Annotated in this window: 11 protein-coding genes; 8 read left to right on the top strand and 3 right to left on the bottom strand. The window is 65.0% G+C overall.

Translation table 11 applies throughout. The features are described from left to right. Positions 1 to 107 precede the first annotated feature (107 nt). From BDW41_RS04625 to BDW41_RS04615, 3 genes are all read right to left on the bottom strand, one after another. A complete protein-coding gene (locus BDW41_RS04625; protein ID WP_074546861.1) occupies positions 108 to 1004 on the bottom strand; it encodes a LysR substrate-binding domain-containing protein in 897 nt (298 codons plus the stop codon). 308 nt (positions 1005 to 1312) lie between these two features. Continuing rightward, positions 1313 to 3331 (bottom strand): NADPH-dependent 2,4-dienoyl-CoA reductase, encoded by a 2019-nt coding sequence (locus BDW41_RS04620; protein WP_074546860.1) that lies wholly within the window; start codon positions 3329 to 3331, stop codon positions 1313 to 1315. Positions 3332 to 3501: 170 nt separating this feature from the next. Next, on the bottom strand, positions 3502 to 3759 hold the full coding sequence (locus tag BDW41_RS04615; RefSeq protein ID WP_074546859.1) for an acyl-CoA-binding protein: 258 nt from the start codon (positions 3757 to 3759) through the stop codon (positions 3502 to 3504). A 115-nt stretch (positions 3760 to 3874) separates the two neighbouring features. Here BDW41_RS04615 and cmk point away from each other — a divergent pair, with 115 nt between their 5' ends. The 8 genes from cmk to galU all read left to right on the top strand — a co-directional run bounded on the left by cmk (position 3875) and on the right by galU (position 12202). After that, on the top strand, positions 3875 to 4555 hold the full coding sequence (gene cmk / locus BDW41_RS04610; protein ID WP_074546858.1) for a (d)CMP kinase: 681 nt from the start codon (positions 3875 to 3877) through the stop codon (positions 4553 to 4555). Positions 4556 to 4737: 182 nt separating this feature from the next. Next, positions 4738 to 6411, top strand: a complete 1674-nt coding sequence (gene rpsA, locus BDW41_RS04605) for a 30S ribosomal protein S1 (protein ID WP_074546857.1) — start codon at positions 4738 to 4740, stop codon at positions 6409 to 6411. Between the two features lie 69 nt (positions 6412 to 6480). Then, on the top strand, positions 6481 to 6768 hold the full coding sequence (locus tag BDW41_RS04600; RefSeq protein ID WP_074546856.1) for an integration host factor subunit beta: 288 nt from the start codon (positions 6481 to 6483) through the stop codon (positions 6766 to 6768). Positions 6769 to 6966: 198 nt separating this feature from the next. Continuing rightward, positions 6967 to 7236, top strand: coding sequence for a LapA family protein (locus BDW41_RS04595; RefSeq protein ID WP_074546855.1), 270 nt, complete (start codon positions 6967 to 6969; stop codon positions 7234 to 7236). Further along, positions 7233 to 8408, top strand: coding sequence for a lipopolysaccharide assembly protein LapB (lapB, locus tag BDW41_RS04590; protein ID WP_074546854.1), 1176 nt, complete (start codon positions 7233 to 7235; stop codon positions 8406 to 8408). Before BDW41_RS04595 ends, lapB begins: the two co-directional genes overlap by 4 nt. Before the next feature lie 34 nt (positions 8409 to 8442). After that, positions 8443 to 9447 carry a glycosyltransferase family 4 protein gene (locus BDW41_RS04585; protein ID WP_233496774.1) on the top strand — a complete coding sequence of 335 codons (1005 nt, stop codon included), beginning with the start codon at positions 8443 to 8445 and terminating at the stop codon, positions 9445 to 9447. After that, positions 9434 to 11329, top strand: a complete 1896-nt coding sequence (locus BDW41_RS04580) for a nucleoside-diphosphate sugar epimerase/dehydratase (RefSeq protein WP_074546852.1) — start codon at positions 9434 to 9436, stop codon at positions 11327 to 11329. Before BDW41_RS04585 ends, BDW41_RS04580 begins: the two co-directional genes overlap by 14 nt. Further along, a complete protein-coding gene (galU, locus tag BDW41_RS04575; protein ID WP_074546851.1) occupies positions 11330 to 12202 on the top strand; it encodes a UTP--glucose-1-phosphate uridylyltransferase GalU in 873 nt (290 codons plus the stop codon). It begins immediately after the preceding gene. Positions 12203 to 12467: the final 265 nt, after the last annotated feature.

Here is a 12467-nt window from a genome sequence, read left to right as displayed (position 1 = left end):
ATCGAAAGAAAAAATACAAGACAGCAATCATAAACAGTTTGTTGACTTCGTACAAGTCCTTGGATCGGCAGCCAAATGGTTTGTTCATGCGGCCATGAGATCCAGGATCAGTCCGGCTCGGTCATGGCGCTCAGGAAGCGGCGGACGACCGGGTTGGGGTCATCGATGCGGCTGGCCAGCGCGAGCAGCATGAAGGCGTCCGGGTCCTCCAACTGCAGGTACTTGACGCCCGGCAGGTTCACCGAGCGCATGGAGGCAGGAACCAGGGCCAGACCCATGCCGGCCGCCACTAACACCAGCAGGCCATTGATCTGCTGGGCATGCTGGCGGATCAGCGGATGAAAATTGGCCTTCGCGGCGATCTGGGCCAGTCGGTCGTACAGGGTGGCGGCCAGTTCGCGTGGCTGCACGATGAACGCCTCCATGGCGACCTCGCGCAGCCAGATGCTTTCGCGGTCGGCCATGGGGTGGTTGGCGGGCAGGGCGAGCAGCAGGGGCTCGCGGTCGATCACATCCAGCCGCAGCTGCTTGGCCATGCCAGGGTGTTCAGGCTCGTCGCGGACGAAGCCCACGTCCAGGTCGCCGGCCACCAGGGCGGCGTACTGCTGCTCGGTGTACATCTCGCTGAGCATCAGGCGCACCTGGGGCGCAAAGCTGCGATAGCGCAGCAGGGTCTGGGGCAGGGCGGGGTGAAAGGTCACCGACACGGTATAGGCCAGCCGCAGCTTGCCGCTGAAGCCGGTGGCGGCGTCCGCCATCTGGGCCCGGGCCTCCTCGGCCTTGTCCAGGATCTGCCGGGCCTGTTCCAGGAACAGCTTGCCCGGCTCGGTCAGCGAGACGTTGCGCTTGTTCCGCTCCAGCAGGCGCACCCCCAGGTCATTCTCAAGCGCCTGAATCTGCTGAGAAAGAGGCGGTTGCGAGATGTACAGGCGCTGGGCGGCTCGGGTGAAGCTGAGCTCCTCGGCGACTGTTACAAAGTAACGAAGCTGACGGAAGTCGAACATTTTGAGGCTTTAAGATGTTTTGCCTATAAGTGGTGGGGGAAAAATATATTGGTTTCTATAATGCGTCGATCATATTATTTCTTCCGTCCCGGCACCGTCCCCTCCCCCCAGGTGCCGGCGACCCTCGCCCCGCTGCGACGCTATCCCCGCGATATCTGGTCTTCCTCCCCCCTGACCCATATCGACGCGTCGCCCAGCGGGGCGCTTCCTTTTCCAGCACAACGCCCGGCCTAGCGCCGGGCGTTGTCGTTTGGGATCAGTGGCTTGCGTTGCGGGAGCGCAGGGCTTCGCTCCCGCCGCAACGGCCGTCAGAGGCTCGCGGCCAGGCGGGTACCCTGGTCGATGGCGCGCTTGGCGTCCAGCTCGGCCGCGACGTCGGCGCCCCCGATCACGTGGGTCTTGATGCCGGCCGCGGCCAATGCATCGGCAAGCGCGCGGTTCGGCTCCTGGCCGGCGCAGACGATCACGTTGTCCACCGGCAGTATTTGGGGCTTGCCGTCCACCGTGATGTGCAGTCCTTCGTCGTCGAAGCGCTCATAGCTGACGCCGCCGAGCATGGTGACGCGCTTGGCCTTGAGCGTGGCGCGGTGCACCCAGCCCGTGGTCTTGTTGAGCCTGGCGCCGGGACGGCCTTCCGAGCGCTGCAATAGCCAGACCTGGCGAGCAGGCGCTTCGGGTTTCGCCGTGGCAAGGCCGCCGCGCGTCGACAGTTGCATGTCCACGCCCCATTCGCGGGTCCAGCGGGACACGTCGAGCGTGGCCGACGGGGCGTGTTCGACCAGGAACTCCGCCACGTCGAAGCCGATGCCGCCCGCGCCGATGATCGCCACGCGCTGGCCCACCGGCTTGTCGTGGGCGAGCACGTCGAGGTAGCTGAGCACGCGCGCGTCATCGCTGCCGGGGAAGTGCACGCGACGCGGCGTGATGCCCGTGGCGACGACGACTTCGTCGTGGCCATCGGCCGCGAGCGTGGACGCATCGGCCACCTGTCCCAGCTTCAGCGTCACGCCCATGTCGTCAAGGCGATGACGGAAGTAGCGCAAGGTTTCGTGGAATTCCTCCTTGCCTGGAATGCGCTTGGCGTAGTTGAACTGGCCGCCGATCTCGCTGGCCTGGTCGATCAGGGTCACGGCGTGGCCGCGCTCGGCGAGCGTACTGGCGCAGGCGAGGCCTGCGGGACCTGCGCCGACCACGGCGATCTTCTTGCGCGACGGAGCGGCTTCGATGCGCAGCTCGGTTTCATGGCAGGCGCGCGGGTTGAGCAGGCAGCTCGCACGCTGGTTCTTGAATACATGGTCCAGGCACGCCTGGTTGCAGGCAATGCAGGTATTGATGCGCTCGCTGCGGCCCGCCTTGGCCTTGTTGGCCCATGCGGGATCGGCCAGCAGCGGGCGCGCCATCGACACCATGTCCGCTTCGCCGGTGGCGAGAATCTGCTCGGCCACCTCGGGCATGTTGATGCGATTGGTGGTGATCAGCGGGATCGACACCTCGCCCTTGAGCTTCTTCGTCACCCACGCGAAACCGGCGCGCGGCACGCTGGTGACGATGGTGGGAACCCGCGCCTCGTGCCAACCGATGCCGGTGTTGATGATGCTGGCGCCGGCTGCTTCGATGGCCTTGGCCAGTGCGACGATCTCGCTCCAGTCCTGGCCGTTCTCGACAAGGTCAAGCATCGACAGGCGGTAGATGATGATGAAATCGCGGCCCACCGCTTCGCGCGTGCGACGCACGATTTCCACGGGGAAACGCATGCGCTTCGCTGCGTCGCCGCCCCACGCGTCGCTGCGCTGGTTGGTGCGCGACGTCAGGAACTGATTGATCAGATAGCCTTCCGAACCCATCACCTCGATGCCGTCATAGCCGGCATCCTGCGCGAGCTTCGCGCAGCGGACGAAGTCGCGGATGGTGCGCTCGACGCCGCCGCTGGAAAGCGCGTGTGGCGTGAACGGCGTGATGGGCGACTTGATCTTCGACGGCGCGACGGAAAGCGGGTGATAGCCGTAGCGGCCCGCGTGCAGGATCTGCATGCACAGCTTGCCGCCTTCGGCATGCACGGCCCGGGTGAGCTTGCGGTGGCGCGCCACGTGCCAGGGCATCGAAAGCCGGCCGCCAAACGGTTTCAGCCATCCCTGGATGCTGGGCGCGATGCCGCCGGTGACCATCAGGCCCACGCCGCCGCGGGCGCGCTCGGCGAAGTAGGCGGCCAGTTTGTCGTAGTCGCTGGCCTTGTCCTCCAGCCCGGTGTGCATCGAGCCCATCAGGATGCGGTTGGGCAGGGTGGTGTGCCCCAGATCAAGCGGGGAGAACAGGTGGGGAAAGTTCATGCGGACCGTCGACCGGGTTCAAACGATCGTATGAATGTGCCTGCGGACGGCGTTTGAAAGCAAGAGGGCGCTTGCAGGCGCACGACATCGATGCCTCGGTTTCTAGCCGGGACGTTGGGATGGTGTCGGTTTTCCCCTTGGCGCCGCACCTGCGGCCGGCGCGGGCTGGCTCAGCTCAGCAGTTCGTGCACCAGCTCGATATAGCGCTGCATGGCATCGTCTTCCGACACGCCGCGCAATTGGGCCCAGGCTTCGTACTTGGCGGTGCCGACGAAATCGAAAAAGCCTGGTTGCTCGCCCTGCACGTCGCCCTCGGAACCCTGCTTGTAGAGGGCGTAGAGCTTGAGCAGGGTATCGTTGTCCGGTCGCTGGCCAAGCCGCTGGACATCTTCGGCGGCCTGTTCGAATTCGCGACGCAGATCGGTCATGGTAAGGACTTGCATGGTTCAGACGGACAATGAGTAGGGAGTGGACATCCCGCGTTCCGTGCGAGGACCAACGCGATAGCATATGCGTTTTCTTTCGCCGCCGTCAGGAGCCTCCATGTCCCCTTCCTCGTCCGTCCCCGTACTCACCATCGACGGACCCTCGGGGTCGGGCAAGGGCACCATCAGTCGCATGGTCGCTGAGAAACTAGGTTGGCGCCTGCTGGATTCGGGCGCGCTGTACCGGGCGGTGGGCTACGCGGCGGGCATGGAAGGCCTGGACCTTTCCGATGCCGAGGCCGTGACCCGCTGCGCCGAGACCACCAGGATCCGATTCCAGGCGGCCGCCGACGGCAACGACACCCGCGTGCTGGTGAACGGCCATGACGCCACCGACGAATTGCGCACCGAAACGGCGGGCGCGGCGGCCTCGGCCATTGCCTCGATTCCCTCGGTGCGTCAGGCACTTGTCGACATGCAGCTGGCTTTCCGCAAGGCCCCGGGCCTGGTGGCCGACGGCAGGGACATGGGTACCGTGATCTTCCCCGACGCGCCCTTCAAGGTGTTCCTGACCGCCAGTGCGGCCGAACGGGCGAAAAGGCGCTATAAGCAGTTGAAGGAAAAGGGACTGAGCGTTACACTTGCCACCCTTCAGCGCGAGATCGAAGCGCGCGACGCCCGTGATGCCTCACGAGCGGTCGCGCCGCTCAAGCCGGCCGCGGATGCGGTTTTCATCGACACCACCGGCATGGGCATCGACGACGTCGTCGCGAAAGTATTGGCTGTCGTGCAGCCCTGACCGGGTTGCCGACGGCTTTTGGCGCCCCTGCCCAGGCAGGGGATATTGGTCAACGGTGCCAAGGGCGTTGTTCCCGCAAGGGATGATCCCGCGACACCCATAACCGGTGGGCCGACCGTCCGTGCGCCATTCACACAGGTGCGCACAAGGACCTAAGGCCTTTTCTCATTTCTGGAATCAACATGACTGAAAGTTTTGCCGAGCTGTTTGAACAGAGCCAACAGGCTATCTCCAAGCTGAAGCCGGGCGCGATCGTCACCGGTATCGTTGTGGAAATCCGCAACGACGTCGTCGTGATCAACGCTGGCCTGAAGAGCGAAGGCATCGTCCCGATCGAGCAGTTCAAGGACGAGAACGGAGAGCTGGAAGTGCAGGTCGGCGACGAGGTGAAGGTTGCCCTCGACGCCCTGGAAGACGGCTTCGGCGAGACCAAGCTCTCCCGTGAGAAGGCCAAGCGTTCCATGGTGTGGGACGACCTCGAGCAGGCCTTCGACAAGGAAGAGACCATCACCGGCAAGATCTCCGGCAAGGTCAAGGGCGGCTTCACCGTCGACATCAAGGACGTCCGCGCGTTCCTGCCGGGCTCCCTGGTCGACGTGCGTCCGGTCCGCGATCCGGTCTACCTGGAAGGCAAGGACCTCGAGTTCAAGATCATCAAGCTCGACCGTAAGCGCAACAACGTGGTGGTCAGCCGCCGCGCCGTCGTCGAGACCGAGTTCTCCGAGGAGCGCGAGAAGCTGCTGGAACGCCTGACCGAAGGCGCGGTGGTCAAGGGCACGGTCAAGAACCTCACCGACTACGGCGCGTTCGTGGATCTGGGCGGCATCGACGGCCTGCTGCACATCACCGACATGGCGTGGAAGCGAGTGCGTCATCCGTCCGAAGTCGTCAACGTCGGCGACGAGCTGGACGTCCGCGTGCTGAAGTACGACCGCGAGCGCAACCGCGTGTCGCTGGGCCTCAAGCAGCTGGGTGACGATCCGTGGGTCGCCATCGCCCGCCGCTACCCGGTCGGCAGCCGCCTGTTCGGCAAGGTCTCCAACGTCACCGATTACGGCTGCTTCGTCGAGATCGAGCCGGGCGTGGAAGGCCTGGTCCACGTGTCCGAAATGGACTGGACCAACAAGAACGTCAACCCGGCCAAGGTCGTGCAGGTCGGTGACGAGACCGAAGTGATGGTGCTGGACGTGGATGAAGAGCGTCGCCGCATCTCGCTGGGTATCAAGCAGACCCGCTCGAACCCGTGGGAAGCCTTCGCCGCCATGCACAAGAAGGGCGACAAGGTATCCGGCCAGATCAAGTCGATCACCGACTTCGGCATCTTCATCGGCCTGGACGGCGGCATCGACGGCCTGGTCCACCTGTCCGACATCTCCTGGCAGGCCTCCGGCGAAGACCTCGTGCGCAACTTCAAGAAGGGCGACGAGATCGAAGCCGTGGTGCTGGCCGTGGATCCGGAGCGCGAGCGCATCTCCCTCGGCATCAAGCAGATGGAGCAGGATCCGTTCGGCCAGTTCATGGCCACCAACCCGCGCGGCACCATCGTCACCGGCACGGTGAAGGAAGTGGACGCCAAGGGTGCGGTGATCGACCTGGGCGAGGGCGTGGAGGGTTACCTGCGCGCCAACGACATCGCCAAGGAGCGCATCGACGATGCCACGCAGCATCTGAAGGTGGGCGACAAGGTCGAGGCCAAGTTCACCGGTATGGATCGCAAGGGCCGTCAGCTGCAGCTGTCGATCCGCGCGAAGGACGAAGAAGAACTGCACGACGCCATGGCCGAGTACTCGAACGCCTCCGGCGGCACGACGAAGCTCGGTGCGCTGCTCAAGGAGCAGCTCAACAAGGCTGACTAAAGTACTTGCTAGGAATGCGGGGCGGCGCTCGGCCGCCCCGCGGTTTCACGTCACGGACATTGGGGACCCATGACCAAATCCGAATTGATTGAGGCGCTGGCACGGCGTCAGACCCATCTCGCGTTTGCCGACGTGGAGCTGGCGGTCAAGAGCGTGATCGAACAGATGAGCCATGCCCTGTCCAATGGCGAGCGCATCGAGGTCCGCGGTTTCGGCAGCTTTGCGCTGCATTACCGTCCGCCGCGCATGGGTCGCAACCCCAAGACGGGCGACGCAGTAGCCCTGCCGGGCAAGCATGTCCCGCACTTCAAGCCGGGCAAGGAACTGCGCGAGCGCGTCAACATGAATCTGGAGTGATGCCCCGTCGCGGGCGTCCCTTTGGATCAGCTTGATGAAGGCAGGCGGCGACGAGCCGATCCTGCCTTCTTTTTTGCCTGAAGGCAGGTTCTTGCGCGCAGGGCAGATGAATCCGGAACTGCGTTGGCCGTCCGGTTTGTGAAGGGCGAGGCCGCCCACCGCCTGTGACGGCTTAAGGCAATCGGTTAAAGTCGCGACATGCGCCTGATCGTCATGCTGATCCTCCTGCTCTTCATCGCCGCCGGCATCGTGCTGGGGGCGCTGAATGCCGATCTGGTCGGCTATGACCTGGGCTTTGCGCAACTTTCGGTACCCAAGGGAGCAGCCTTGCTGCTGGCATTGGTGATCGGCTGGCTGCTGGGCGGGCTCACGGCCTGGCTGGGCGTCAGCGCCAGGCAGCAGCGCCTGCGCCGCAAAGCGGCGGGGCAGTCGGGCGGCAAGGCCAAAACCTCACCGGCCGGTGCATGAGCGCGCTTCTGTACGTATTGATCCTGCTGGTACCGGCAGCATTTGCAAGTGGCTGGTGGACGGCGCGCCGAGCGGGCGTGCGGCGTTCCGGCGCGCAGGTCAGCGAGCTGTCCTCGGACTACTTCCGCGGCCTGAACTACCTGCTCAACGAGGAGCAGGACAAGGCCATCGAGGTGTTCCTCAAGCTGGCCGAATACAACCGCGACACGGTGGAAACCCATCTTGCGCTGGGCAACCTGTTCCGCCGTCGCGGCGAGGTGGATCGCGCGATCCGCCTGCATCAGCACCTGGTGTCCCGTCCCGGGCTTTCCGATGCCATGAAGACGGTCGCCCTGCTGGAGCTGGGCGAGGATTACATGCGCGCGGGCCTGCTGGATCGCGCCGAAACCCTGTTTTCCGACCTGGTGGCGATGGACGCCCACGCGCCTTCGGCCCTGCGTCATCTCATCGCCATCTATCAGCACGAGCGCGATTGGCACAAGGCCATCGAGCATGCGCGCCGACTGGAAGCCATGACCGGCGAGGACGAGGCCGGTATGATCGCCCAGTTCTACTGCGAACTGGCCGAGCAGTCGCGCCAGCACGGCGCACGGCAGGATGCGCGCGAATACCTGCGGCAGGCCTTTGCCTGCCAGCCCGATTGCGTGCGCGCCTTCATGTTGACCGGGCGTCTGTATGCCGAGGAAGGGCAGCATGCGGAAGCGGCGAAGGCCTATGAGCATGCGGTGGAGGCGGACATCGCCTTCGTTCCCGAGATATTGCCGCCCTTGCTCAACAGCTACGCGCGTTCGCAGCAGATGGAGCATGCCGAGCATTTCCTGCGCGACATCCTGGAGCGTTACCACGGCATTTCGCCGGTATTGGCGCTGACGCGCCTTTACCAGCAGCGCGACGGCGAGCGCACGGCGGTGGAGTTCCTGACCTCGCAGCTTCGCCAGCGCCCGTCGGTGCGCGGCCTGATGGCGCTGATCGACGCCACCATGGACAAGATGGAAGGCGAGGCGCGGGAGAACTTCCTGATCCTGCGCGATCTGACCAAAAAGCTGCTGGAAGGCCAGGCCATGTATCGCTGCAGCCGATGCGGTTTCGGCGCCAAGGCGCACCATTGGCAATGCCCCAGTTGCAAGAGCTGGAGCACCATCCGCCCGATTCATGGCGTGGCCAACGAATGAGGCGCGGATGAATTTTGGCCCGCTGGCGATAGGGATGGTGCTGGCCGCCTGGGTGATAGCGATGGTGGTGGTGCGGGGCGCCATCGCTTACGCGCATCGCCGCGGCATGATGGACCTGCCCGGACAACGCCGCTCGCACACGCTTCCCACGCCTCGCGGCGGCGGCATCGGCATCGTCGTGGCGGTGCTGTTGACCGTGCCGGCGAGCCTTTGGGCGCTTCCGGGAGCGTTGCCCCCGATGGTGGTGGTGGCCCTGGCGACCGGCACGGCCCTGGTCGCGGCGGTGGGTTGGTGGGACGACCATGCCTCCCTACCGGTGCTGCCCCGGTTCGGCATCCAACTGCTGTCGGCCGGCCTGCTTGCCGCGGCGCTGGCCGGTTCCGGCATGTCCTGGTGGTGGGTGCCCGTGCTGATGCTGGCCGGCGGCTGGAGCATCAATCTGCACAACTTCATGGACGGCATCGACGGCCTGCTGGCCCAGCAGGTGATCTTCGTCGGCGTGGGCCTGGGGCTGCTCGCGTGGTCGGCGGCGCAGCCTGCCATGACCACGGCCTGCGCCTGCCTGGCAGCCGCCGCCCTGGGTTTCTGGTACTTCAACCGGCCCAGGGCCCGCATTTTCATGGGTGACGTGGGCAGCGGCACCATGGGGCTGCTGATTTTCGCCTTCACGGCCCTGCTGTGGCGCCAGCACAGCCAGCTCGTCTGGCCGGCCCTGATCCTCAGTTCATCTTTTGTAGCGGACGCTACCCTTACGCTTCTCAGCCGTATGGTGAGTGGCCGTCGTTGGTACACTGCGCATCGCGAACATCTGTACCAGTGGATGGTCCGCAGTGGATTCACGCATGCCACGGGGGGGGCGTGCTATCTGGGCTGGAACATGCTGGTGGCGGCACCGCTCGCTTACCTCGCATGGGCCAGGCCCGCATGGTCGGTGCCGGTATGTGTCGGCACCTATCTGATAGCGACCGCCGTTTGGATTGTCATGAAGCGCCGATGCCTTTGGCGCGCAGGGAACAAGGGTCGACATGTCGCTACGTAAATGGGTCGGTGTCATTCATCCGCGAACGGCCGTGGTGCTCCACGACCTGCTGATGGCTGCCCTGGCCTGGTGGGTGGCCAAGGCCCTGCGCTACGCCATGATCGACAACGCCGCGATCAGCTTCCATGCGCTGGAGTTTCCGCTGGTGCTGCTGGTGCAGGGGGCCGTGCTGAGCTGGACGGGCCTGTACAAGGGCGTCTGGCGTTTTGCCAGCCTTCCCGACCTGTGGAACATCCTGCGTGCGGCCGTCATCGGCGCGCTGGCCATCGCGGCGGTGCTGATCCTCTACAACCGCCTGGCCGACGTTCCCCGCTCCGTGCTGCTGCTGTATCCCGTGGTGCTGTCGGTGCTGCTGGGCGCGCCCCGGCTCGCCTACCGGTTCTGGAAGGACAGCCGCGTCGACCTGTTTCAGGCCAAGCCGGCTCAGCGCGTTCTCATCGTGGGCGCCGATCGCGCCGGCGAGGCGTTGTCTCGTGATCTTCACCGCGACCACGGCTTCTCCGTCGTCGGCTTCGTCGACGACAAGGAAAGCCTGCGCGGCGCCAGCATCAACGGCAAGCCCGTGCTGGGTCGCATCGACCAGATTCCGGAGCTTGCCCGCGAAGTGGCGGTGCAGATGCTGCTCATCGCCATGCCGGGCGCATCCACGCAGGAAATGCGCCGCGTGGTCGAACTGTGCGACCTCAGTGGCCTGCCGTACCGCACCATCCCGAAGCTGGAGGACGTGGTCTCCGGGCGCGCGCACTTCAACGAGATCAAGGAAGTCGCCATCGAGGACCTGCTGGGCCGCGACACCGTCGAGCTCGACTGGACGGCCATTCGCGTGACGCTGACCGGGCGCCGCGTGCTGGTGACGGGCGGCGGCGGTTCCATCGGCTCGGAACTTTGCCGGCAGGTGGCGCGCCTGGGCGCGCAGTCGCTGTGCGTGGTCGACAACTGCGAGTTCAACCTGTACCGGATCTCGCAGGAATTGCGCGCCGAGTATCCGGAGCTGATCTACGAAGGCGTGCTGGCCGACTGTGGCGATTCCGCCGCCATGCGCAAGCTGTTCTCCGAATACAAGCCGCAGGTGGTTTTCCATGCGGCGGCCTACAAGCACGTGCCCATGCTGCAGGCGCAACTGCGCGCGGCGTTCCGCAACAACGTGCTGGCGACGCGCAACGTGGCCGACCTGGCGGATCGCCACCATGTCGAGTGCTTCGTGCTCATTTCCACCGACAAGGCGGTCAACCCCACGAGCGTGATGGGTGCCTGCAAGCGCCTGGCGGAAATCTGGTGCCAGAACCTCAACGAGCATTCCAATACGCACTTCATCACGGTGCGATTCGGCAACGTGCTCGATTCGGCGGGTTCCGTGGTGCCCCTGTTCCGCGAGCAGATCCGCAACGGCGGCCCGGTGACCATCACGCACCCGGAGATCTCCCGCTACTTCATGACCATTCCCGAGGCCTGCCAGCTCATCCTGCAGGCGGCCAGCATCGGCAAGGGCGGCGAGATCTTCGCGCTGGACATGGGGGAGCCGATCAAGATCCGCGACCTGGCCGAACAGATGATCCGCCTCGCCGGCCGCAAGCCTGGCACCGAGATTCCCATCGTCTACACCGGCCTGCGCTCTGGCGAGAAGCTGTTCGAGGAATTGTTCCACCCGCTGGAGAACTACATCGAGACCACGCACGCCAAGATCTTCCTGGCGCAGTACCGTCCGGTGAAGTGGGATCTGCTCAATGCGCAGATGGCCAGGGCGGCCGATGCCGTCGTGGCCTATGACGAGGAAACGTTGCGCCAGTGTGTCTCCAACCTGCTGCCGTCGTTCCGCTGGAGCGACACGGTGCAGGCGGACAACGTGGTGGAGCTGCGTCGTAATGAATCAGGAGAAAAGTGAGTGAGCAAGCCGTTGCGCAAGGTCGTGTTTCCCGTGGCCGGTCTCGGTACGCGTTTCCTTCCCGCGACCAAGGTGGTCGCCAAGGAAATGCTGCCGGTGCTGGATCGTCCGTTGATCCAGTACGCCGTGGACGAAGCGGTGGACGCGGGCGCCGACACGCTGATTTTCGTCACCAACCGCTACAAGCACGCCATTGCCGACTACTTCGACAAGGCGTACGAGCTGGAAGCCAAGCTGCAGGAAAAGGGCAAGGACGAACTGCTCGCGCTGGTGCAGGGCACGCTGCCCAAGCACGTGCGCGCGATCTTCGTCACCCAGCCCGAGGCGCTAGGCCTTGGCCACGCGGTGCTGTGCGCCAAGCCGGTGGTGGGCGACGAGCCGTTCGGCGTGGTGCTGCCCGACGACCTGATCTGGAACAAGGGCAAGGGCGCTCTGCGCCAGATGGCCGAGCTGGCGCAGTCGCAGAGCGCCGGCGTCATCGCGGTGGAGGAAGTGCCGCCCAGCGACACCGATAAGTACGGCATCGTCGATGCCACGCCGGTCGATGACCGCAGTGCGCAGATCCGCCACATGGTGGAAAAGCCCAAGCCGGCGGATGCGCCGTCGAACCTTGCGGTGGTGGGTCGCTACGTCCTGCCGGGCCGCATCTTCGAGCTGCTCGAGCAGACCACGCCGGGTGCCGGCGGCGAGATCCAGTTGACCGACGCCATCGACGCCTTGCTGAAGGAACAGGGCAAGGTGCTTGCCTATCGTTTCGAGGGCACGCGCTTCGACTGCGGCAACAAGGCCGGCCTGGTGCGCGCCACCATGCACATGGCCATGCAGGATCCCAAGCTTGCGCCGGTCGTGCGCGAGATCATGGCGACGCTCTGAGTGTCATTCGACGCCGGCCCGCAAGGGGCCGGCGTTCTCGCGGCGGACCTCCCGTCGTGATGTCAGGTTTTTCCTATACCGCCCGCGTCCGCATGCGTTGCTGACGCGGGCATGTCAGAATCCCTGCCGCATTTCGCCATGTCTGGCGAGCATGCTATTGACAGGGTAAGCCGGTGTGGTCGGGTCCGCTTCGCGAGAGGCGGGCGTTTTGGCGCACCTGGCTTCGCCTGGCCGGCGTGGCGCCGTGTTCATTGGATGAAAACCG

Source organism: Dyella sp. AtDHG13 (assembly GCF_003201105.1).
Taxonomy (GTDB): domain Bacteria; phylum Pseudomonadota; class Gammaproteobacteria; order Xanthomonadales; family Rhodanobacteraceae; genus Dyella; species Dyella jiangningensis_B.
The sequence above is the reverse complement of the archived record's forward strand: the minus strand, read 5'-3'. Positions and strand labels throughout refer to the sequence as shown.